The sequence below is a fragment of the Kribbella sp. CWNU-51 genome (genome assembly GCF_054073265.1).
In genome coordinates this window covers 96,019-117,815 of the sequence record NZ_JBSXMZ010000039.1, presented here as the reverse complement: position 1 = coordinate 117,815, position 21,797 = coordinate 96,019, and the positions used below count along the sequence as shown (strand labels likewise).

The 21,797-nt window shown below is 68.6% G+C and carries 20 protein-coding genes and 1 pseudogene; 10 read left to right on the top strand and 11 right to left on the bottom strand.

Going from position 1 to position 21,797, the window contains the following annotated elements; genetic code table 11:
- The first annotated feature begins 4 nt into the window (after positions 1–4).
- The 5 genes from mreC (at position 5) to ACXC9Q_RS31880 (ending at position 5,627) form a co-directional block, all read left to right on the top strand.
- Positions 5–952 (top strand): rod shape-determining protein MreC, encoded by a 948-nt coding sequence (mreC, locus tag ACXC9Q_RS31900; protein ID WP_457060376.1) that lies wholly within the window; start codon positions 5–7, stop codon positions 950–952.
- A gap of 1 nt (position 953) precedes the next feature.
- On the top strand, positions 954–1,490 hold the full coding sequence (gene mreD, locus ACXC9Q_RS31895; protein ID WP_457060374.1) for a rod shape-determining protein MreD: 537 nt from the start codon (positions 954–956) through the stop codon (positions 1,488–1,490).
- On the top strand, positions 1,487–3,541 hold the full coding sequence (mrdA, locus tag ACXC9Q_RS31890; protein ID WP_457060373.1) for a penicillin-binding protein 2: 2,055 nt from the start codon (positions 1,487–1,489) through the stop codon (positions 3,539–3,541). Before mreD ends, mrdA begins: the two co-directional genes overlap by 4 nt.
- A 9-nt stretch (positions 3,542–3,550) precedes the next feature.
- A complete protein-coding gene (rodA, locus tag ACXC9Q_RS31885) occupies positions 3,551–4,717 on the top strand; it encodes a rod shape-determining protein RodA (RefSeq protein ID WP_457060371.1) in 1,167 nt (388 codons plus the stop codon).
- A 169-nt stretch (positions 4,718–4,886) separates the two neighbouring features.
- Positions 4,887–5,627, top strand: a complete 741-nt coding sequence (locus ACXC9Q_RS31880; RefSeq protein ID WP_457060369.1) for a hypothetical protein — start codon at positions 4,887–4,889, stop codon at positions 5,625–5,627.
- 34 nt (positions 5,628–5,661) lie between these two features.
- Here the strand turns inward: ACXC9Q_RS31880 and ACXC9Q_RS31875 are convergent, their stop codons facing one another.
- On the bottom strand, positions 5,662–6,120 hold the full coding sequence (locus ACXC9Q_RS31875) for an Lrp/AsnC family transcriptional regulator (RefSeq protein WP_328522462.1): 459 nt from the start codon (positions 6,118–6,120) through the stop codon (positions 5,662–5,664).
- Between the two features lie 79 nt (positions 6,121–6,199).
- Here ACXC9Q_RS31875 and ACXC9Q_RS31870 point away from each other — a divergent pair, with 79 nt between their 5' ends.
- Positions 6,200–6,610 carry a DUF2000 domain-containing protein gene (locus tag ACXC9Q_RS31870; protein WP_457060367.1) on the top strand — a complete coding sequence of 137 codons (411 nt, stop codon included), beginning with the start codon at positions 6,200–6,202 and terminating at the stop codon, positions 6,608–6,610.
- Between the two features lie 14 nt (positions 6,611–6,624).
- Here ACXC9Q_RS31870 and ACXC9Q_RS31865 read toward each other — a convergent pair whose 3' ends face one another.
- Positions 6,625–7,563: an LLM class F420-dependent oxidoreductase gene (locus ACXC9Q_RS31865; protein ID WP_457060366.1), complete on the bottom strand. Its 939-nt coding sequence runs from the start codon at positions 7,561–7,563 to the stop codon at positions 6,625–6,627.
- Positions 7,564–7,646: 83 nt separating this feature from the next.
- Here ACXC9Q_RS31865 and ACXC9Q_RS31860 point away from each other — a divergent pair, with 83 nt between their 5' ends.
- Together ACXC9Q_RS31860 and ACXC9Q_RS31855 are read left to right on the top strand one after the other, a co-directional pair.
- A complete protein-coding gene (locus tag ACXC9Q_RS31860) occupies positions 7,647–8,390 on the top strand; it encodes an alpha/beta fold hydrolase (protein WP_457060364.1) in 744 nt (247 codons plus the stop codon).
- Positions 8,391–8,463: 73 nt separating this feature from the next.
- Positions 8,464–10,395 carry a TIGR03960 family B12-binding radical SAM protein gene (locus ACXC9Q_RS31855; RefSeq protein WP_457060363.1) on the top strand — a complete coding sequence of 644 codons (1,932 nt, stop codon included), beginning with the start codon at positions 8,464–8,466 and terminating at the stop codon, positions 10,393–10,395.
- Positions 10,396–10,509: 114 nt separating this feature from the next.
- Here the strand turns inward: ACXC9Q_RS31855 and ACXC9Q_RS31850 are convergent, their stop codons facing one another.
- From ACXC9Q_RS31850 to ACXC9Q_RS31810, 9 genes and pseudogenes are all read right to left on the bottom strand, one after another.
- On the bottom strand, positions 10,510–10,887 hold the full coding sequence (locus tag ACXC9Q_RS31850) for a hypothetical protein (protein WP_457060362.1): 378 nt from the start codon (positions 10,885–10,887) through the stop codon (positions 10,510–10,512).
- 47 nt (positions 10,888–10,934) lie between these two features.
- Positions 10,935–12,197 (bottom strand): HAD-IA family hydrolase, encoded by a 1,263-nt coding sequence (locus ACXC9Q_RS31845; RefSeq protein ID WP_457060361.1) that lies wholly within the window; start codon positions 12,195–12,197, stop codon positions 10,935–10,937.
- Between the two features lie 2 nt (positions 12,198–12,199).
- A pseudogene (locus ACXC9Q_RS31840) lies at positions 12,200–12,262 on the bottom strand (hypothetical protein); the annotation flags it as partial.
- 5 nt (positions 12,263–12,267) lie between these two features.
- Positions 12,268–13,590 carry a M20/M25/M40 family metallo-hydrolase gene (locus ACXC9Q_RS31835; protein ID WP_457060360.1) on the bottom strand — a complete coding sequence of 441 codons (1,323 nt, stop codon included), beginning with the start codon at positions 13,588–13,590 and terminating at the stop codon, positions 12,268–12,270.
- A gap of 1 nt (position 13,591) precedes the next feature.
- The gene (locus ACXC9Q_RS31830; protein ID WP_457060359.1) at positions 13,592–13,768 is read right to left on the bottom strand and encodes a hypothetical protein; all 177 of its coding nucleotides are present in this window, start codon (positions 13,766–13,768) and stop codon (positions 13,592–13,594) included.
- Between the two features lie 110 nt (positions 13,769–13,878).
- Complete coding sequence (locus ACXC9Q_RS31825) at positions 13,879–16,200, bottom strand: M43 family zinc metalloprotease (protein ID WP_457060357.1); 2,322 nt, start codon at positions 16,198–16,200, stop codon at positions 13,879–13,881.
- A gap of 755 nt (positions 16,201–16,955) precedes the next feature.
- Entirely contained in the window at positions 16,956–17,948 is a 993-nt protein-coding gene (locus ACXC9Q_RS31820; protein WP_457060355.1) for a GNAT family N-acetyltransferase, read from the bottom strand.
- Between the two features lie 58 nt (positions 17,949–18,006).
- Positions 18,007–18,885, bottom strand: a complete 879-nt coding sequence (locus ACXC9Q_RS31815) for a prephenate dehydratase (protein WP_405065309.1) — start codon at positions 18,883–18,885, stop codon at positions 18,007–18,009.
- A gap of 39 nt (positions 18,886–18,924) precedes the next feature.
- Positions 18,925–19,722, bottom strand: a complete 798-nt coding sequence (locus tag ACXC9Q_RS31810; protein ID WP_457060353.1) for a lysophospholipid acyltransferase family protein — start codon at positions 19,720–19,722, stop codon at positions 18,925–18,927.
- 148 nt (positions 19,723–19,870) lie between these two features.
- Here ACXC9Q_RS31810 and ACXC9Q_RS31805 point away from each other — a divergent pair, with 148 nt between their 5' ends.
- Together ACXC9Q_RS31805 and ACXC9Q_RS31800 are read left to right on the top strand one after the other, a co-directional pair.
- The gene (locus ACXC9Q_RS31805; RefSeq protein WP_457060351.1) at positions 19,871–20,824 is read left to right on the top strand and encodes a M64 family metallopeptidase; all 954 of its coding nucleotides are present in this window, start codon (positions 19,871–19,873) and stop codon (positions 20,822–20,824) included.
- Positions 20,825–20,916: 92 nt separating this feature from the next.
- On the top strand, positions 20,917–21,714 hold the full coding sequence (locus ACXC9Q_RS31800) for a hypothetical protein (RefSeq protein ID WP_457060349.1): 798 nt from the start codon (positions 20,917–20,919) through the stop codon (positions 21,712–21,714).
- Positions 21,715–21,797: the final 83 nt, after the last annotated feature.

The window sequence follows — 21,797 nt, the reverse complement described above, 5'->3', positions numbered from 1 at the left end:
ACCGATGCTCAAAGACCTCGGTACACCGGCCCGGAGCGCATTCCGCTCGGCCGGTGCCCCCCTCCGCTCGGCCGGCACGCCGCGCGGGATCCGGCGCCGCCGGACCGTGCTGGTCCTGGTCGTGCTGGCCTGTCTCACGTTGATCGTGCTGGACGCCCGGCGCTCGGCCGGTTCGCCGGTGGAGCCGCTGCGCGAGGCCGCGGCCGGGGTCTTCGGCCCGCTCGAATCGACCGCCAGCTCGGCCCGGCAGCCTGTGGACAACCTCCGCGACAGGTTCGCGGAAATGGATAGGTTGAAAGCAGAGAACGAAAAACTGAAGAAGGACAACGAGAGCCTCACGCAGGAGCTGAACACCTCCGACTACGCCCGCAACCGGGCCACGGAGCTGGACCAACTGCTCAAGCTCGCGCCGGCGTACGCGATGACGCCGGCCCGGGTGATCGGGATCGGCAGCGCCCAGAGCTTCAACCACACGGTCACGATCGACGCCGGTACGGCGGACGGCGTGCACGTCGACATGACCGTGCTGAACGGGACCGGTCTGGTCGGCCGGGTGGTGCGGACCACCCAGGGGACCGCGACCGTGCTGCTGATCGGCGACCGCAACTCGACCGTGGGCGGCCGGCTGAACGCGACGATGGCGCTCGGCTTCGTCTCCGGCCGGGGCGAGGTGGCGGGCACCCTCGACTACAAGCTGGTCGACCTGAAGGCGCGGCCCAAGGTCGGCGACCGGATCGTCACCTGGGGCTCCAGCGGCAACGCGCCGTACGTGCCGGGGGTCCCGATCGGTGTCGTCACCTCCGTCACGCCGAACGAGGGCTCACTCGGGTCCACCGCGACGATCAAGCCGTACGTCGATCCGACCCGGATCGACACGGTCGGCGTGGTGACCGGACCACCGGCCCGGACACCGCGCACCCAACTGAAACCTCCGGCAGGAAAGGGGAACTGACGTGATCGCAGTACGTATCGGGTTGGCCGCCCTGTTCCTGATGCTGGCCGTGACCGTGCAGACCTCGGTGCTGTCCAACATCGCGGTCGCCGGAGTGATCTGCGACCTCACGCTGATCGTGGTGATCGCGCTGGCGCTGTCACGTGGGCCGGAGTGGGGAGCGATCGCCGGCTTCGCCGGGGGTCTGCTGCTGGACGTCGTACCACCGGCCGATCACACGGCGGGGCGCTGGGCGTTGTCCCTCGCGATCGCGGGGTACGTCGCGGGCCTGATCCGTCGTGAGACCTCCACCGGTCCGGTAGGGCCGCTCGCCGTCGCGCTGACCGTCGTACTCGGCACCGCGGTCTCCCTGTTCCTGTACTCGGCCACGGGTTCGCTGCTGCACGACCCGTCCGTCGTCTGGGGCGAGTTCGGCGTCCGCCTCGGCATCGCCGCCGGGTACGACGTAGTCGGCGCGATCGTGGTGATCCCGCTCGTCATGTGGGTCCTGGGTCGCGTGGTTCCAGCGCGCGAACGCAGCAGACGAGTGGTGCCATGAGTTGGGACGGGTTTGAAGCTCCGCTCAAAGCACGGCTGCGGTTGTTCGTGATCGGGGTGCTGGTTTTCTCCTTGCTGTGCACGCTGTTCGGGCGGCTCTGGTACATGCAGGTGATGTCCAACGCGGACTACAGCCAGGCGGCGACGCAGAACCACACCCGCCAGGTGCTGGTGCCCGCGCCGCGCGGCACGATCGTGGACTCGCAGGGCCGGACGCTGGTCGGCAACCGGGTGTCGCTGGTCATTACCGTCGACCGCTCGGTGCTCGCAAAACTCCGCGACAGCCAGCAGAACGTCGTACTGACGCGCCTGGCGAAGGTGCTCGGGCAGAAGCCGAAGGACCTCAAGGCGCGCACGATGCTCTGCGGCGAGCCCGGCGCCTCGAAACCACCCGCCTGCTGGAACGGGACGCCGTACCAGCCGATCCCGGTGGCGAAGGACGTCAGCGAGCAGATCGCGATCGAGGTGATGGAACGCCGCGAGGACTTCCCCGGGATCGCTGCCGAATCGCAGACGCTGCGCGCGTACCCGGCGCCGTACCACGTGAACGCGGCCCACATCCTCGGCTATCTGTCGCCGATCACGACCGAAGAGCTCGAGGGCCTGGACAAGGCCGGTCAGGACTCGGTCCCGCACCGCTCGGACCTCGTCGGCCGGGCCGGTGTCGAGCGCACGTACGACCAGTTGCTCCGCGGGACGCCGGGCGTGAAGGACGTCATCGTCGACGCGGTCGGGTACACCACCGGCATCCAGAAGCAGACCGCTCCGGTGCCGGGCGCGACCTTGGTGACCACGATCGACGCGCGGATCCAGGCGTCCGTCGAGACCCAGTTGAAGAACGCGATCATGACCGCGCGGAAGCAGTACGACCCGATCACCAAGAAGAAGTACGTCGCCGACTCCGGTGCCGCGGTCGTGATGGACACCAAGACCGGACGGATCGTCTCGATGGCGAGCTACCCGAGCTACGACCCGGGCGTCTGGGTCGGCGGCATCAGCCAGCGCGAACTGGACGCGCTGTACTCATCCAAGTCGGGCACGCCGCTGGTCTCCCGCGCACTGCAGGCCCAGCTCGCCCCGGGGTCGACGTTCAAGCCGATCACCACCTCGGCCGCGATGGGTGCCGGGTTCGGCCCGAAGACCCGGCTCGACTGCTCGCCGTACTTCGAGGTCGGCAACCGCCGCTTCAAGAACTACGAATCCGCGTCGTACGGGATGATCGGGTTCGACCAGGCGCTCGCGCTGTCGTGCGACACGTTCTTCTACCGGATCGCCTACGCGCTCTGGCTCAAGGAGGGCGGCAACTCCAGCGACATCAGCACGCACGACCCGCTGGTCGAGATGGCGCAGAAGTTCGGCCTCGGCACGCCGACCGGGATCGACCTGCCCGGCGAGGTGAGCGGCCGGATCGCGGACCGGAAGTGGAAGAAGACCTACTACGACGCGCAGAAGGACTACTACTGCAAGCTGGCGAGCAAACCGCCGGCCGGGACATCGGCGTTCCTGAAGCAGTTCTCCCGCGAGTTCTGTGTCGACGGCTACAAGTACCGCGCCGGTGATGCGGTGAACTTCGCCATCGGCCAGGGCGACACGACGGTCACCCCGCTCCAGCTCGCGACGGTCTACGCGGCCCTCTCGAACGGCGGCACCGTGTACGAGCCGCGCGTGGTCCAGTCCTGGATCGGCGCGAACGGCAAGTCGCACGAGATCAAGCCGACGGTGAAGACGAAGCTGCCGGTCCCCAAGAGCACGCTGAGCTATATCGACCGCGCGCTGCAGGAGACGGTCAAGACCGGTACGGCGGCGTGGAAGTTCATCGGCTTCCCGGTCGACCAGGTGCCGGTCCGGGCCAAGACCGGGACGGCGGAGGTCTACGGCAAGCAGACCACCTCGTGGCTGGCGTCGTACACGGATCGCTATGCCGTGGTGATGATGATCAGCCAGGCCGGCACCGGTTCGGGCGCCGGCGGTGACGCGGTCCGCAAGATCTACGAGACCCTGTACAACATCAAGCCGGTGCCGCCCGCCGGCCAGACCAAGCCGAAGCAGTGAGGGCCTGAGATGGCGCTGCTGAACCCGATCCGGACCCGGCCGCGGATGGACCGCCGGTCGACCGTGTGGCAGGTGGACTGGGTCCTGGTGTTCGGCGTTGTCGCGCTGTCGTTCATCGGCGCGATGCTGATCTGGTCCGCGACGCATGCCCGCACGTCGCTCACCGACGGGAACCAGTACGCCTTCCTGGTCCGGCACGCGATGAACTTCGCCATCGGCCTGATGCTCGCGATCGGTGCCGCGATCACCGACCACCGCCGCGTCCGCATCCTCGCCCCGGTCCTGTACGCCGCCTCAGTCGTCGGGCTGATCCTGGTCCTGGTGCCCGGGGTGGGTGCGGTGATCAACGGATCGCGGTCGTGGATCCAGTTGCCGTGGATGTCGATCCAGCCGAGCGAGTTCGCCAAGCTGGCGGTGATCGTCGGGATGGCGCTGCTGATCGCGGAGAAGGGCGAGACCGACCGCAACGAGACCGCTCGGACGATCGACGTCGCGCAGGCGATCGCGGTCGCGGCCGTACCGGTGGTGCTGGTGATGCTGCAGCCCGACCTCGGCACGGTGATGGTGCTCGGCTCGATCGTGTTCGGGATCGTCGCGGTGTCCGGCGTACCGAAGCGATGGATGCTCGGCCTGCTCACCGCGGGTGTGGTGGTCGCGGCGATCGCGATCAAGCTGCAGGTGCTGAAGCAGTACCAGCTGTCCCGGTTCATCGCGTTCGCGAACCCGTCCTCGGACCCGCAGGGGATCGGGTACAACGTGAACCAGGCCCGGATCGCGATCGGCAACGGCGGGGTCTTCGGCCAGGGGCTGTTCCACGGCAGCCAGACGCAGAACGCGTTCGTCCCCGAGCAGCACACGGACTTCGTCTTCACGGTGGCAGGGGAGGAGCTCGGGCTGATCGGCGCCGGCGCGATCATCGTGCTGTTCGCGGTGATCCTGTTCCGCGGGCTGCGGATCGCGATCAACGCGCGGGACGCGTTCGGCCGGCTGGTGGCGACCGGGATCGTCTGCTGGTTCGCGTTCCAGGCGTTCGAGAACATCGGGATGACGCTCGGGATCATGCCGGTCACCGGCCTGCCGCTGCCATTCGTCTCGTACGGCGGTTCGTCGATGTTCGCCTGCCTGCTGGCCGTCGGCCTGTTGCAGAACATCCACCTCCGCTCACACCGCTTCTGACCAGCCTCCCCAGACAGACCTGACACGTCAGATACCCTGCTGCCTGCCCGACTCTGCTGATGGCCGGGCCTTCGGCGCCGGCGCGGTCATGGGGCCTTGGTTCCCGGCCTTCCCTCGTCGCTCCAGTCGCTTCGCTCCCTGCGCTCCTCAGTCCAGTCCGAGAGGCCCCATGACCAGGTTTGTGTCGTTCCCGCTCGCTCTGGCTGCCGCCCTCGCCCTGTCCCTCACCGCCTGCGGTGGAGCTGACAAGAAGAGCGGATCGGCTGCCTCGACTCCGGCCGGGACGACACCGGCACCGAGCGTGACCCAGTCGGCACCGAGCGGTACGCCCGGCGAGTCGGTCACCCGGACGGCTGCCGAGCTCACCAAGGCCTTGCTCGTGCTGAGCGATCTCCCGGCCGGATTCACGCAGGAGAAGGACGAGCCGGACGACAACACGAAACCGTTCTCGTCGCCGAGCAGCCGCTGCAAGACCCTGATCAAATACCTGAACGCCACCAAGGCCCCAGGGTCGAAGGCCAGCGTGACCCGGTCGTTCTCCGGCAGCCAGGAAGGCCCGTACATCGACTTCGGACTGGACTCGATGGGCACCGCGGACACGGTCGCCGACCTTCAGGGGACCTACGAGGATGCCGTGGACTCCTGCTCGAAGGTCACGCTCAAGACCGAGGGCGAGGGCAGTACGTCGATGAAGGTCGAGAAGATCAGCGCGCCCCAGTTCGGCACCGGCCCGTTCGCGTTCCGCCTGACCGGCACCAGCGGCCCGAAGCGGGGTCTCGAGTACACGGCCGCCACCACCGGCGTCAACGACGTCGTCGTCTCGGTCGGCGTCCTGGCCGGCCAAGGTGAACTGGACGCCGCCACCGAAGCCGCCGTCACCAAGGCCCAACAGGTCCTCAAGGCCGCCTGACCGCCACCACGCCGTCTCTCACCCGGACAAGCTGTCACCGGTCGGGCAGCGGCATGATCGTCGTACGGCGGTGATGTTCGAAGACCACCGAGCTGCGGATGTCGGCGATCTCCTGGCGTTTGGCCAGCGCGAGGACGAGATCGCGCAGTGCCTGGGTGTCCTTGACCGCGACATGGGCGAGGAAGTCGGACGCACCGGACACCATGAACATCGCCAGCGTCTCGGGCAGCTCGTTGACGTAGTCCTGGAACGCGACGGCGACGGCCATCGCCTGCGGGCGGAGCTTGATCGAGATGATCGCCTGGGTGGATCGGTCGATCGCGGTCAGATCAACCTCCGCGTGGTACCCGCTGATCACGCCGCGGTCGCGCAGGCCTCGGATCCGCTCCAGACAGGTCGACGGCGCGATCCCGAGCTCGGCCGCCATGTCGCGGTTGGTCCGGCGGGCGTCGTTCTGCAGCATCCGCAGCAGCGCCGTATCAAGTTCGTCCATGTGGGGAAGTTTCCCAGATCTGCCGAACGATGTTCGGATCCACGAGCGGATGCCCGTGCGGCAGGCTAGCTTTGCCGCCGTGCTGACGAACAAGATGGTCGTGGTGATCGCGGCCGAGGCGCCGGTCGGCGTCGCCCTCAACACCGCCGCCCTGCTCGGGGTCGGCCTCGGCCACCACCACGACGACGTGGTCGGCTCGCACACCGCGGACGCCTCCGGCGAACCGCACGCCGGGATGTGCGCCCACCCGATCCCCGTACTGCGGGCCTCCGCCGAGCAACTCCACGACCTCCGCACCCAGGCAGCCGCGCGCGACGGCGTCACCGTGCACGACATGCACCAGATCGCCCAGCACGCCCGCACCTACGACCAGATGTCCACCACTCTCAGCGGCACCAAACCCGAAGACATCGAGTACCTCGGCGTCGCCCTGTACGGAGCGCGCCCGGTCGTCGACTCCCTCACGGGCGCGCTGCCTCTCTATCGCTAGCGGCCTCGGCCGAGTCAGAGGAAGAGGTCGGCGAAGCGCCGCAGTTCGTCGACGTCCAAGCCGTGCTCGAAGCCCACGACGAGTTCGTGGACACCGGCGTCCTCGTAGGCGGCGATCCGTTCCCGGATCGTCGACTCGGTGCCGATGAGGCCGTACGAGGCGAGATCGCCGGGGAACGCGAACTCGGCTCCGGCCGGAACTCTCGCCCGGGCCTCCGCGTCCGAGGCGCCCAGGATGTACGACGTCGTCGCGGTACGGCGGATGTCGTCGTACGGGCGTCCGACGTCGGCGCAGTGTTTGCGCAGTACGTCGTACTTATGCCGCAGGACCTTCGGGGAGTCGATGATGTTCGACGCGTCGGCCCAGCGTGCCACGGTCCGTAGGGTCTTCTGCTCGCCGGCGCCCGCGACCAGGACCGGGATATGCGGTTGCTGGATCCCCTTCGGCTGATTGAGTCCGCCGGAGGCGCGGTAGTACCTGCCCTCGAAGTCGACCGACTCCTCGGTCCAGAACCGGCGGATCAACTGCACCGCCTCGTCCAATCGGCGCAACCGGTCGCCGGCCGAGCCGAACTCGTACCCGTAGCCGAGGTAGTCCGGCTCGTACCAGCCGGCGCCGATCCCGAAGATCACCCGTCCGTTGCTGACGATATCGATCGTGGATGCGATCTTCGCCTGCAGCGCGGGGTTGCGGTAGCTGTTCGAGGTCACCAACGGGCCGAGCCGGATCCGGTCGGTCACTGCCGCAAGCGCGGTGATCATCGTCCAGGCCTCGAACAGCGGTGCCTGCGAAGGCGGGATCGGATGCAGGTGGTCGGGGACGTAGACGGCGTGGAACCCGAGCTCGTCGGCGGCCTGGGCCACCGCGGTGATGCGGCGGAACGCGTCGGCGGGGTCGAGGCCGGCGAGCTCGCCGGCGAATCCGGAGGGCAGGAACACACTGAAGCTGGTCATGACAGCCTTTCCGTGAACGGTTTGCGTGTATCGACCGGTCCGCACGCGGAAAGGAATCGGTCCATCCTCCGTAAGGTGGGGGTATGCGACTCAACTACGAGGCGACAGGCCCCGCCGACGTACCCGTGGTCCTGCTGGGATCGTCACTCGGGGCGACGAACGCGATGTGGGCGCCGCAGCTCGACGTCCTGTCACAGCGTTTCCGGGTGGTGGCGTTCGACCACCGCGGGCACGGCAAGTCCGAGGTGCCGGCCGGGCCGTACACGATCGACGATCTCGGTGGCGACGTGATCGAGTTGCTCGACAGCCTCGAGGTCGAGCAGGCGTCGTACGTCGGGATCTCGCTGGGCGGCGCGGTGGGGCTGTGGCTCGCGCAGAACGCGCCCGAGCGGTTCCACCGGTTCGTGCTGTTGTGCCCGCCGGCGAACCCGGCCGCGGACGCGCAGATGTGGACCGATCGTGCGGCGCAGGTCCGGGCCGAGGGGACGGAGTCGATCACCGACGCGACGCTGGGGCGGTGGTTCCTGCCCGAGTTCGGCGACCTCGCCCCCGCGCGCCAGATGCTGCTCGACACTCCCGACGAAGGGTACGCCGCCTGCTGCGAGGCACTGGGGTCGACCAACCTCCTGCCGGGCCTGGCCGACATCACGGCTCCGGTCCTCCTCATCACGACCGACTCCGACACGTCCATCCCGCCGGAGACCGTCGTACCCCTCGCCACGCAGATCCCCGGGGCCCACCTCGAGATCATCGAGAACGCCGCCCACCTCGTCACCTACTCCCACCCGGTCGTCATCAACCCGCTGCTGCTCACGCACCTCGGCTGAGCGCGCGATTCCGGCGTACGGGAGGGGCGGCGTTAGTCTGGTAGGCGCTCTGCTCCTCGACCGGAAGTGCCCGATGACTGTCGAATCGCTGTTCCCGCGCCTGGAGGCGTTGCTGCCTAGTGTGCAGAAGCCGATCCAGTACGTCGGAGGTGAGCTGAACTCGGTCAGCAAGGACTGGGACGCGGTCAGCGTGCGCTGGGCGCTGATGTACCCGGACGCGTACGAGGTCGGCCTACCGAACCAGGGCGTCCAGATCCTCTACGAGGTGCTCAACGAGCGCGACCACATCCTGGCCGAGCGGACGTACTCCGTCTGGCCGGACATGGAGAAGGTGATGCGGGACCACAAGATCCCGCAGTTCACGCTGGACAGCCACCGGCCGGTCCGGGCGTTCGACGTCTTCGGACTGTCGTTCTCGACCGAGCTCGGCTACACGAACATGCTGACCGCGCTCGACCTGGCCGGGATCCCGCTGTACGCCGTCGACCGGACCGACGAGGACCCGATCGTGCTGGCGGGCGGACACGCCGCGTTCAACCCCGAGCCGATCGCCGACTTCATCGACGCCGCCGTGCTCGGTGACGGCGAGGAGATCGTGCTGGCCATCTCGGACGTGATCCGGGAGTGGAAGGACGAGGGCAGTCCGGGCGGACGCGACGAGGTGCTGATGCGGCTGGCCGCGTCCGGTGGCGTCTACATCCCGAAGTTCTTCACGGTCGAGTATCTGACCGACGGCCGGATCAAGCGGGTCGCGCCGAACCGGACCGGCGTGCCGTGGCGGACGGCCAAGCACACGGTGATGGATCTCGACGCGTGGCCGTACCCGAAGAAGCCGCTGGTCCCGCTGGCCGAGACCGTGCACGAGCGGTACTCGGTGGAGATCTTCCGCGGCTGCACCCGCGGCTGCCGGTTCTGCCAGGCCGGCATGATCACCCGGCCGGTGCGCGAGCGCAGCATCACGACGATCGGCGACATGGTCGAGAACGGGCTGAAGCAGTCCGGGTTCGAGGAGGTCGGCCTGCTCAGCCTGTCCTCGGCCGACCACAGCGAGATCGCCGAAGTGGCCAAGGGCCTGGGGGACCGCTACGAGGGCAGTAACGTCTCCTTGTCGTTGCCTTCGACAAGGGTCGACGCGTTCAACATCACGCTGGCCAACGAGTTCTCCCGCAACGGCCGGCGCAGCGGCCTGACCTTCGCGCCCGAGGGCGGGTCGGACCGGATGCGCAAGGTGATCAACAAGATGGTCAGCGAGGAGGACCTGATCCGCACGGTCGCGGCGGCGTACAGCCACGGCTGGCGGCAGGTGAAGCTGTACTTCATGTGTGGCCTGCCGACCGAGACCGACGAGGACGTACTGGCGATCGCCGACCTGGCCAAGCGGGTGATCGCCACCGGCCGGGAGGTCTCCGGCCGCAACGACATCCGCTGCACCGTGTCGATCGGTGGGTTCGTACCGAAGCCGCACACGCCGTTCCAGTGGGCCTCGCAGCTCGGCGTCGAGGAGACCGACGCCCGGCTGGCCAAGCTGGGCGCGGCGATCCGGTCGGACCGGAGGTACGCGAAGGCGATCGGCTTCCGGTACCACGACGGCAAGCCCGGCATCATCGAGGGCCTGCTGTCCCGCGGCGACCGCCGAGTCGGCCGGATCATCGAGGCGGTCTGGCGCGACGGCGGCCGGTTCGACGGCTGGAGCGAGCACTTCTCCTACGAGCGCTGGGTCGAGTCCGCCGAGAAGGCGCTGGCCGACGAGCCGGTCGACCTGTCCTGGTACACCACGCGAGAGCGCGAGTACGCCGAAGTCCTGCCGTGGGACCACCTGGACTCGGGCCTGGACCGCGACTGGCTGTGGGAGGACTGGCAGGACTCGCTCGAGGAGGACGGCGCGATCGAGGTCGAGGACTGCCGCTGGACCCCGTGCTTCGACTGCGGCGTCTGCCCGCAGATGGGCACCGAGATCCAGATCGGCCCCACCGGTAAGAAGCTCCTGCCCCTGTCCGTGGTCTGACCCGTTGCCGCGACGTTTCAGGGGTCAACCCCTGAGGCGGTGGGTTGGCTCCTCGGATTTTGGCGGCCGAACCCACCAGGTAAGGGGTTGACCCCTGAAACGTTCTCCTCGGGGTCAGTTGCAGTGGTACGCCGGAGTTGGCGTCGTCTCGGTCTGGTCTTGCCAGTGGGCTACGCCGACGTAGTAGCCGCAGCCGGTGCCTTCGTCGAACCAGGCGCCGCCACCCGAGTACGCGTTCGTCTCGGCGACCGTGGTGAACGGGCCGGTGGCGCTCGGGCCCTTCTGCAGCTCGACCCGGACCTCGGTGACGCTGTTCGAACAGCCCTCCAGCCCGACGCCGACGTACAGCATCAGCGCGCTGTACCCGACGGACTGCGCCGTCACCAGGTCACAGGCCTGCGTCCCCGCGGTCGACGCCTGGGCCGGCGTCCCCGTCACCATCCCGGCCGCAACCGCCGCCGTGGCCGCCACAGCCCCAACAAGCTTCCGCATCCGCATGTCCCTCCGGTTGGAAATTTACAGAGGGTCAGCAGAATAGGTCACTCGGTTACCGTGGTCGACCCTTTCGGTCCCACTGAAAGAAGCAGCTCGCTGAGCAAGACCTCGTCAGCGCTGCTCAGAACCAGGTCAGCCGCCGCGACGGCGCCCGCATCCACGAACGGATTGGGGATCGCGACCGCCACCATCCCGGCCGCCTGCGCCGCCGCGACGCCGTGCGCGGTGTCCTCGACCGCGATCGCCTCGTCACCCGGTACGCCGAGACGACGCAAGGCGAGCTGATAGATCGCCGGATCGGGTTTGTGGGTCTCGACCTCGTCCCCGGTGACGAGCAGGTCGAAGAGCTCGACCGCGTCCATACGCTCCAGATGACCCTGCACCCACGGACGCGGTGAGCTGCTCGCGATCGCGACCTTCAGACCCAGGTCCCGCGCCGTCATCACCCACTCGCGGATCCCGGGCCGGAAGTCGAGGTCCTGGTGCATCGCGTTCCGGTGGGCGGTGCGGCGGGCGTGGCTCGCGGCGCGATCGAAGCCGGAGCCGACCGCGGCCGCCAGGACGGCGTACCGATCCTCGGTGATGTCACCGCCGTGTCCCGGCCAGAACTCCTCGAGCTCCAGCTCGAGCCCGTGATGCGCCCACTCGGCCCGCCAGCTCTCCACCATCGTCGTCTCGGTGTCCATCAGCAGCCCGTCGAAGTCGAACACCACAGCCCGAACGTCGACCGGCACCAGGCGGGTCGCGAGCCGGTGGATCTCGGTCTGGGTCAGCCCGCACCAGGTCAGATACCCGCGGACGCCGCCGTACTCGCGATCGAGGTGGTCGAGCGAGGCGAGGATGGTCTCCGGCCGGGAGCGGGAGATCTCCGGGCCGTACTGCAGGCCGAGCCGGGCTTCACTGAGCGCGTAGTCCTCGGCGATGACGGCCCGCGGCACACCGACCAAGTTGAGCAGGATGGCGATCATCAGGCCGGTGCGGTCCTTGCCCGCGCGGCAATGCACTACGACCGGCCGGTCTGCCGGTGCGTCCGCAACGGCCCGGAAGGCCCGTGCGATGTGCTCCTTGTTGCGCGTGAGGCTGCCGCGGTAGATGTCCGCGATGGCCGCCTCGGCGGACGCGTCGCGGGCCGCATCGGCGACCGGATCGATCCACGGAATGCGCTGGTACGACGTGGAGCCGTCGAGCAGATGTGGTTGCCTGATCTCCCCATCGGAGCGCAGATCCAGAACCAGCCGGCGCCCACGGCATCGAAAGCGCTCCGATCCTCCATGTCGTCGAGCGATTCCGAGCGGAACAGCGTCCACTCACGTGTCAGTACGCCGTACCGGGTCGGAAGGCCACCAAGGTCACGCGCATTCGGACTCCACACACATGTCAGCTTAGGACAACACCTCCTAGGGACTCGTAGTCGTGCCAGGTGCCGTCGAAGGCCTTGTGGTACAGGGCCGAGTCCATGCCGACCGCGAAGACGTCGAGCCGGTCCGGGCCCCAGGAGACCACTGAGCCGGCTGGTCTGGGCCGAACCGCGGCCGCCAGTTCGAGCCAGCCGGCCAATGCGGCGATGTTCATCCGGAGGATCTCGGCGGCCAGCGACCAGTCGATGAAGTTCAGCGTGTCGTTCGCCGAGTGGATGTGGCCGTTCGCGCTGTCCGCGCCTTCGATCGTCAGCACGGCCGGGACCCCGGCGTTGATGAACGGCACATGATCGCTGGCGAACGGGTTGAGCGACGTCTCCACCTTCAGCCCGGTGTACGTCGCGGCCGCCGTCGCCAGGGCCGTCATCTGACTCGACGACACCGGCGCACCTTCGAGCAACACGGCCGGCATCGCGGTGTTCCTGGTCGCGATCATGTCCATGTTCAGCACGGCCCGGACGCGGGATCGCTCGGCCGGCGGCAGCGCGGCGACGTACTGCTTGCTGCCGAACAGTCCCTCCTCCTCACCACCGAAGAGGATCAGTCGTACGTCGTGCTGCCACGACCGCGTCGACAACAGCCGGCCGAGCTCGAGCACCCCGGCCGAGCCGCTCCCGTTGTCGTCCGCGCCGGGGGCCGCCGCGGCCGGACCGCCGGCGATGTTGATCGAGTCCAGGTGGGCTGTGACGATCACGAGTCCACGGGTGGAACCGACCCCGGCCCGATCGCCGATCAGGTTCGCCGAATGGCCCGCGCCCACGGTGATCGGCATCCGGCTCACGGTGTAGCCGAGGGCAACCATTCGGTCCGCCGCGAAGTCCATCGCCTGGGTGAACGTCGTACTCAGCGAGTGCCGGGTCGGCAGACTCGCCAGCCAGGTCAGGTCCGACTGGTACGACGCGGGCGACAGCTCACCGACGAGCGACGCGACGGCCGGGTCGGCCCGGGCCGCGGAGACGATCGGATTGTCGACAATCGTCGTACCGGCGCGGAGGTGTTCGACCCGCCAGCAGTGGTTCGACCGGCGGCGGGGTTTGTCGGCAGACGAGATCACCAGGTGCCGGCCGCGGTCGAGCAGCGGCGTGACATCGGGGTAGTCGTCCTGGAAGCTCCGGCCCACCTGCGTGACGAGCAGCAGGCCGGGTGCGGTCCGGGAGGCCCGGCCGAGATGTTGGTCGGCCGGGACCCAGAGGATGGTCTTGTCGCCGAACCGCGCCGACTGCGCCCCATCGGCAACATCGGCAGTCGGTACGACGAGATATCGCACAGGTGCTGTAGTCATGTCAGTTCTGCCAGTTGATCTCTAGGCGGTCGGGCTCGGACTTGACGATTTGGCCGGTGCCCCCGGAGCCTCGGTCCAGCCGGCCGCCGGCGTCCCAGCGGCCGGCCGGGCGGGCTTCGGGGGCGTCGCCACGGCCGATCGCGTACTCGATCAGCGTGCCGTCGGGGCCTAACTCCACTCCCCGCCGGCCGCGGGCCGGCGGGAAGGCGAAGTCGTCGCGGCGATAGACGCTGATCCCGTCGTGGTCCTCCTCGAACGAGTGCGTCCACCGCCCGACCGGTTCGGTGCTCAGACTCCCACCGCCTGTCCGCCGGGTGTCGTCGCCGGCATCGACTCGGGGATGGTCACCCTGAAGTCGCTGATGACGCCGCCGAGCGGTTCGTACCCGGTGACCGACGGTCCCCAGTTCGAGCCGTCCCACCACTTGTGCCAGAGCTGCTTGTCGGTGCCGGTGACGAAGACGTCCAGCCGGTTCTGGTCCCACGAGACCACGCGTGGCTCGTCGGTGCAGACACCGCCCATGTATTCGTAGCCGGTGACCGACGGTCCCCAGTTCGAGCCGTCCCACCACTTGTGGTACAGCGCGGAGTCGGTGCCGAGCAGGAACACATCCAGCCGGTCCGAGCCCCACGAGACGATCGTCGGCGCCGTCGTACACACGCCGCCCATGTACTCCCAGCCCGACCAGGCCGAGCCGTCCCACCACTTGTGGTACAGCGCGGAATCGGTGCCGATGACGAACATGTCGAGCCGGTTCTGGCCCCAGGCGACGACCCGCGGTGGCGAAGCGCAGACGCCACCGAGGTACTCGTAGCCGGTGACCGACGGTCCCCAGTTCGCCCCGTCCCACCACTTGTGGTAGACCGCGTTGTCGGTGCCGAGCACGAAGACGTCCAGCCTGTCTTTGCCCCAGGCAACGACTTCGGGCGGGCTCATGCAGATGCCGCCCATGTACTCGTAGCCGGTGACGCTCGGTCCCCAGTTCGAGCCGTCCCACCACTTGTGGTACAGCGCGCGGTCGGTGCCGAGGACGAAGGCGTCCAGCCGGTTCGGGCCCCAGGTGGCCAGCCGCGGCGGGCTCATGCAGACGCCGCCGAGGTACTCGTACCCGGTGACGCTCGGTCCCCAGTTCGAGCCGTCCCACCACTTGTGGTACAGCGCGTGATCGGTGCCGAGGACGAAGGCGTCCAGCCGGTTCGGCGCCCAGGACGCGACTTCAGGAGCACTCATACAGATACCACCCATGTACTCGTAACCGGCGACGGACGGTCCCCAGGCCGATCCGTTCCACCACTTGTGATACATCGCCAGGTCGGTGCCGAGGACGAACGCGTCGAGCCGGTTCGGGCCCCACGCAACCACCGAGCCGGCCGGTTCCGGCGTACTGGAGCCACTGCCGAAGATCGGCAGACTCTTGCGCACGGTGTCCAGGCAGGCCTGCATCCGGGCCACCTGGTCGTTGGTGAACATCACCATGCCGCGGTCGTCGGTGTAGTCCATGTAGTCGTAGAACAGGTCGCCGTTCGGCCCGTTGCTGCAGGTCACGTGCGGGAACGTCGGTACGCCGAAGTTCGGGCCGGCCTGGTTCGGGGTGTCGGCGCACTCGTCGCTGCCGCTGCAGCCCGTACCGTCGTCGCCCCATTGGTGGAGCAGATTCAGGTAGTGGCCGACCTCGTGGGTCGCGGTCCGGCCCAGGTCGAACGGCGCCGCCGCCGTACCGTTGGTGCCGAACCCGCTGTGCAGGATGACCACGCCGTCGGTGTTCGCCGGACCGCCCGGGAACTGGGCGTACCCGAGCAGGCCGCCGCCGAGCTGGCACACCCAGAGGTTCAGGTACCGGTCGGCCGGCCACGGGTCGATACCGCCGGTCGCCGACGACTTCACCTTGTCGTCGGTGCCGAAGCTGGCCGTACTGGTCTGGGTCCGGGTGACACCGGTGGTCGGGTTCCCGTTCGGGTCCTCGGTCGCCAGGAAGAACTCGACCCGGGTGTCCGCGATCAGGCCGCTGAAGACCGGCGGCACGATGCTCGTGTCGGGGTTGGTGGCCCGGTAGTCGCGGTTCAGGACGTCGATCTGGCTGTCGATCTGGGCTTGCGAGATGTTCTGGGCCGCGGTGTTCCAGACCACGTGCACGACACACGGGATGCGGGCGATCCCGCTGAAACGGTCCGGTCCGGAGACGTAGGCGATCGTCGCGGTCTCGATGGCCGACCGGGCCGCGGCGTACTCCGGTGACGTCGACAGCAGCCGCCGGTGCACGTCCATCACACCGCACTGCCGCCGGGTCGGGTACTCGGTGCGCCCGTCCGCGCCGCTCATACCGGCACCACCGGCCTGGCCGCCGCCACTCATGCCGGCACCACCGGCCTTGCCGCCGCCACTCATGCCGTCGCCGGCCGGTTGGCCGCCGCCCGACATTCCTGCTCCACTGGGCTGGCCGCCGCTCATGTCGGCGGCGCCCGAGGCCGGTGCTCCGGTCATTCCGGACATCGGCATGCCGTTCGCCGCGGGCTGTCCGTTGGCGACCTGCTCGGCGGCCGGCACCTCACCCGGCATCCGGTAGTCGTCATCGCGGTGCTTGTCCGCTCGCCCGTTGGCCTTCCTCGGCATCTCTCCCCCTTCCAGCGGGGGCGCACGAGCAGGTCGGAACCGCACACGGTCCCGGACCGAAGAGGTTCTTCCCCCAGCCCGCCCTTTCGATCGAAGGCGGTACGTCCCGCCTTCCCCCACCGAGCAGTCGGCCCCCAAGTCACTGCTCACTGTCAACATTGCTCTCCTCACCGCCCGCGCACAACCCCTTCGCACCGCAGACAGTGAAATCCGTCGAAACCCCTGTGAGCGTTGACGATTTGCTTGAATCCTCAAGAGGACCACAACGACCTACACGGTGGCCGCACGGACGGGCTGTCGTGGAGGTTGAGACAGGCAGCGGTGGGCTGCGACAGGTTATTCCGGCTCTTCTGCTGGATGTGTGGGCGAGGTCGGCTGGGTGTGCCAGCTCGACAGGTGGTGTCGGTCCAGGGGTGCTGGTCGGAGGAGGCATTCACGCCTGGCTCCGGCCGGCCAGGCCAGGGCCGGTGCGGACACCTCCTGTCGCGCTGGCACGCCCAGCCCCCGGCCGCACCCTCGGCAGCCCCCGTCCGCAGCCGGACCGCACACGGGCGGGGCAGGTGCAGCGGCTGGACGGGTTCATCGCAGCGGCGCGTGGGACCGGTGGCGGGTGGGACCGGTGGCGATCCGCGCGGCCTGGGACACCATCTGGGGGCCTCGGACAGGCCGTGCGGTGTCCGAGGTCCCCGGTACCTGTCCGGGGTCGCGGCAATCGCGCCGATCAACACCCCAGCAGGTGTCCCAACCCCCGGGAGTCAGAGCGTGCGTTCCCAGGTTGTGCGTTGGGCGGCGGGGCGGAAGCCGAGCTTTTCGTTGACGGCGATCATCGGGGTGTTTTCGGGGGCGTTGAAGGTGTGGAGGACGGCGGTGTGGTCCAGACCGGCCTGGAGGGCGCGGAGGTTCGGGACCTTGACCGCGATACCCAGGCGGCGGCCGCGGTGAGTTGGGTGGACGTAGGTGTCGTACTGGCTCAGCCGGTCCGGCGTCTCCGGCGTACCGCCCATCTGGGTGTACGCCGCCAGCGCGCCGGACGCGGTGTGGACGGCAGCCGTCGTGTAGGTGAAGCGGCCTTGGGCAACGCGCCGGGCCTCGGCCTCGCGGATGAGCGTAGGGGTCCACCGGGTCGCCTCGACCGCACGGTCGCCGGTCGGCACATCTTCCGTCATCCCCGTCAGCAGGACGGCAAACTGCTCCAGCCACTCGTCAGGCATGTGCTCACGCCACTGCACCAGCTCGTACCCCGGCACCGGCCGGTCCAACGCCGTCAACTGCTCGGAAGGCAGCGGAAGCCCGAGCACCTGCTGCAGCTCCGCGTGCTTCCGGACAAACCCCCGCGCCGCGGCAAACGCCGTACCAGCACTCTCACCCGTCACCGGATCACCCGCAGAGTTCATCCCGGACAGCACCCGCCGCCCGTCGGCCCGGACTCGTTCGATCACCGCGTCCAGCAGCCGGGTCGCGACACCACGCCGCCGGTACGCCGGAACCACCGCGAGCTCCACGTCGACGGTGTCGGTGTTGTCGAGCAACCACCAGTCGAGCCATGCGATCCCGGCCCAGGTGTCACCGTCGACCAGCCCCAGCCCGTCCGACCGCTCGGCCGAGTGATCACCGGTGAAGAGCACCCGGGCCTCCTGGAGCCCGAGCCCCACCGGAAACTCGAGCTCCTCCCGCCGTACGGCGTCCCGCACCTCGAAGAACCGCCGGAAAACCTCAGGATCACGCCCATCCACGCTGACAATCTGCACCCGCGCACCCTATGCCGCACTCTCAGCTGCGGCGCGCGTGGGACGGAACCCAGCAGGATTAGTGGTGGGGGCGGAGAGCGCGGTTGGCGGCGGGTTCGGCGATCTGGGCGCGGAAGGGATGGGACGGGTAGACGCCGAGGATCCGGACCTCGACCGAGAAGAACGCGAGTTCCTCGAGTGCGAGAGCCACGTTCGGCTCTTCCGGGTGCCCTTCGATGTCGGCGTAGAACTGCGTCGCGAAGAACATACCGCCGAGCTGATAAGACTCCAGCTTGGTCATGTTGACGCCGTTCGTGGCGAACCCGCCGAGCGCCTTGTACAGCGCGGCCGACACGTTGCGGACGCGGTAGACGAAGCTGGTGATGATCGGGCCGGAGCCGACCGGCGGAATCTCGGGCTCCCGGGACAGCACCAGGAATCGCGTCGTGTTGTGGTGTTCGTCCTCCACGTCGGAGGCCAGCGTCTCGAGGCCGTACAGCTCCGCGGCAGCACGGGGCGACAGCGATGCGACGGTCGGGTCGGCCAGTTCGGCGACCTCGCGGGCGGCGCCGGCGGTGTCGTCGGCGACCACCGTGGACCAGCCGTGTTCGCGGATGATCTTGCGGCACTGGCCGAGCGCGTGCACGTGGCTGCGGACGGTCCGGATCTGGTCGAGCGACGTACCCGGGACCGCCAAGAGCTGGAAGTGGATCGGCAGGAAGTGCTCGCCGACGATGTGCAGCCCGGACTCCGGCAGCAGGTGGTGGATGTCCGCCACCCGGCCGGCGATCGAGTTGTCCACCGGGATCATCGCGAGCCCGGCGCGACCGCTGCTGACCGCCTCGAGCGCGTCCTCGAACGTCGTACACGGCAGCTGCTCGCGGTCGGGGAACATCTCGGTGCACGCCATCGCCGAGTTGGCGCCTGGCTCACCCTGGTATGCGATCGGTCCGTCCACGGTCTACCAGCCTAGACCCCGGACATCTCAGCAGACGGATCAGGTGTCCGTCTTGCGGACCTTCTTCGGTGCGCCGGTGGTCGCGCGGCCGTCCAGCGACTTGGCCTTGGTGGCGTACATGTCGATGTACTCCTGGCCGGACAACTCCATGATCTTGTACATGATCTCGTCGGTGACGGCCCGCAGGATCAGCCGGTCGCTCTCCATTCCCTCATAGCGGGAGAAGTCCAGCGGAGCGCCGAACTTGATCGTCGGGGAAGCGAAGGAGGCGACCACTTTGCCGGGCGGAGCGACCACGTCGGTGCCGATCACGCCGCACGGGATCACCGGCACCTTGGCTTCGAGCGCGAGCCGGGCGACGCCCGTACGTCCCTTGTAGAGGCGGCCGTCGTGCGACCGGGTGCCCTCGGGGTAGATGCCGAACAGCTCGCCGCGCTCCAGCACCTTCATCCCGGCCCGCATCGCGCCCTCGGACGCGGATCCGCCGGACCGGTCGATCGGCACCTGGCCGGTGCCCTTGAAGAACCCGCGCTGGAAGCGGCCCTTGATCCCGGCGCCGGTGAAGTAGTCGGACTTCGCCACGAACGTGACCCGGCGCCGCAGCACCAGCGGCATGAAGATCCAGTCGGAGTACGAGAGGTGGTTGCTGGCGATGATCGCCGGACCGGTCTCCGGGATGTTCTCGGCGCCGACCACGATCGGCCGGAAGATGCGCCTGACCGGCGGCCCGACCAGCACGTTCTTCAGCACCCAGTAGATGCCCTTGCCGTCCCCGTCTCCGGCATCCACGACCCCTGGGTTCGGTTCGGCCCGCGGCGGCTGCGCCGGTTCCGTCATCGATGTCCTTTCCTCACAAGTTCCCCGACCCTCATGATGCCGCACGACAGCCCGGTTGGCTCGCAAGTCGCCACGCGGGAACTCCTCACACCCGGCGGCCGACCTTCGTAAGCTGCTGACGGCAGCGTCGTCCGGCTGGGGAGGACTTGTGCGGACGAAGGCTTTGACAGCGATGCTCGGGCTGCTGGCGGCGGTGTTCGCCGGCGCCGGTACGCCGGCAGCCGCGCAAGAATCCGGTACGGCGGACGCCCCGGCGGCGACCCTGGTCCCGATCCAGGTGACCGGCCCGGCGGCGTCCAGGTTCAACCTGGTCGTGATGGGCGACGGGTACACCGCGGCCGAGCTGCCGAAGTTCCGCGAGCAGGTCGGCAAGCACCTGAACATCCTCTGGAGCATCGAGCCGTTCAAGTCGTACCGCAACTACGTCAACGTGTACGCCGTCGAGATCGCCTCCCCGGAGAGCGGCGTCGACTGCGATCCCGGCCTCACCTCGCCCAAGGTCGACACCGCCTTGCAGATGGGCTTCTGGGGCGGTTGCAACCCGGCCAGCGTCCAGCGACTGCTCACGGTCAGCTCGGCCGCGGCGACGCAGTACGCCGATCTCGTCCCCGGCACCACGTCCGCCAACCGGCAGATCCTTGCTATCGGCAACAGCAACACGTACGGCGGCGCCGGCGGGACGTATGCCACGGCGTCCGGCGGCAACGCGCTGTCCGCTCTGATCACGCCGCACGAGCTCGGCCACTCGCTCGGCGGCCTGCAGGACGAGTACGACTACTACGCCCGTGGTGAGCGGGGAGCGCCGTACGAAGGGTCTGAACCTGCCTCGATCCATCACACTTTGCTGACCGAGCAGCAGATGCGGGACCAGCAGCAGAAGTGGTTCCGGTGGCTCGGCGAGCCGTCCGAGTCCGGCGGCAGGATCGGTCGCTACGAGGGCGGCATGTACGCCGGCTCCGGGGTGTGGCGACCCAGCGCGCACTCGATGATGAAGGCACTTGGGTACTACTTCGACCAGGTCTCCCTGGGATCGCATGGCGGCTGGATGGAGCCGAGCTGGCCACCGCCGGCAATGATCGGGACCTCGACCTGGAGCCGTTGAAGCTGACCGGCCGCCACACGCTCACGGCTCAGGTGGGTGCCGAGACCCTGACGTGGCAGGTTGACGGGGTCGAGCCGGTGGTGCAGTCGACGATGTCCAAACCGCTCCTGACTGTGCAGAAGGCGACCGGCCCGGAGTACATCTACAACGACGCGTTCACCATGGGCCTGGCCGCGACAGACGACAGCCCGGGGTACGTCGTGCCGGAGTTCCGGGTGGACGGGGACGGTTGGTACAACTACTACGGCTGGCCGACCGACGCGTCCGCGCCGTTCCGGTTCACCGCCGAGGGGACCGAGATCGACCAGCTCGTCTACGGCAAGCTCGGCGTACCACGGGTGGTGCCGTGGGACGACGTACCGCCCGGATATGGCCGGCACCAGGTCGAGTACCGGGCAATCGATGCCTCCGGCAACATCGGGACACCGCGCCGGTTCGCGGTCACGTTGTTGCGTCCGGCCCCTAAGTGCACGACGACCGTGACGGGCGTCCGGAACGAAGCGCTATACGCGCGATCCGGGGTCACCTGCCTGGCCGGTGCCACGGTCAACGGCCCGGTCCTGATCGGCGCCGGCGCGTCGGTGGTCGCGACCGACTCTCGTGTCGTCGGCCCGGTCCGGGCGGATCAAGCGGCCGACCTCCAGCTGTTGCGGAGCACGATCGGGGGACCGGTCAGCATCGACGGCGTGACCCGGAGCGTCGTGGTCGTCGGGACCACGGTGCAGGGCCCGGTGTCCGTGACCAGGTCCGGTACGACGGAGGCCGCCGTACTGGCCGGGAACGCGGTGACCGGACCACTGAGTTGCTCTGGCAACACTCCTGCGCCGGACAATTTGCAGGCGCAGAACCAGGTATCCGGACCGCGGTCCGGTCAGTGCACGAGGTTGTGAGTTGCGCGGACATGGGCGTGAGTTTCGCTGACATGTCCGTGCTCGTTTCGGTCCCTTAGGTTTCCGGTGCGGGGAGGTCCCGC

Coding starts and splice junctions, on each gene's coding strand:
- mreC (WP_457060376.1), top strand. CDS start 5: ATGCTCAAAGACCTCGGTACACCGGCCCGGAGCGCATTCCGCTCGGCC.
- mrdA (WP_457060373.1), top strand. CDS start 1,487: ATGAGTTGGGACGGGTTTGAAGCTCCGCTCAAAGCACGGCTGCGGTTG.
- rodA (WP_457060371.1), top strand. CDS start 3,551: ATGGCGCTGCTGAACCCGATCCGGACCCGGCCGCGGATGGACCGCCGG.
- ACXC9Q_RS31880 (WP_457060369.1), top strand. CDS start 4,887: ATGACCAGGTTTGTGTCGTTCCCGCTCGCTCTGGCTGCCGCCCTCGCC.
- ACXC9Q_RS31875 (WP_328522462.1), bottom strand. CDS start 6,120: ATGGACGAACTTGATACGGCGCTGCTGCGGATGCTGCAGAACGACGCC.
- ACXC9Q_RS31865 (WP_457060366.1), bottom strand. CDS start 7,563: ATGACCAGCTTCAGTGTGTTCCTGCCCTCCGGATTCGCCGGCGAGCTC.
- ACXC9Q_RS31860 (WP_457060364.1), top strand. CDS start 7,647: ATGCGACTCAACTACGAGGCGACAGGCCCCGCCGACGTACCCGTGGTC.
- ACXC9Q_RS31855 (WP_457060363.1), top strand. CDS start 8,464: ATGACTGTCGAATCGCTGTTCCCGCGCCTGGAGGCGTTGCTGCCTAGT.
- ACXC9Q_RS31850 (WP_457060362.1), bottom strand. CDS start 10,887: ATGCGGAAGCTTGTTGGGGCTGTGGCGGCCACGGCGGCGGTTGCGGCC.
- ACXC9Q_RS31835 (WP_457060360.1), bottom strand. CDS start 13,590: ATGACTACAGCACCTGTGCGATATCTCGTCGTACCGACTGCCGATGTT.
- ACXC9Q_RS31825 (WP_457060357.1), bottom strand. CDS start 16,200: ATGCCGAGGAAGGCCAACGGGCGAGCGGACAAGCACCGCGATGACGAC.
- ACXC9Q_RS31810 (WP_457060353.1), bottom strand. CDS start 19,722: ATGACGGAACCGGCGCAGCCGCCGCGGGCCGAACCGAACCCAGGGGTC.
- ACXC9Q_RS31800 (WP_457060349.1), top strand. CDS start 20,917: ATGTCCAAACCGCTCCTGACTGTGCAGAAGGCGACCGGCCCGGAGTAC.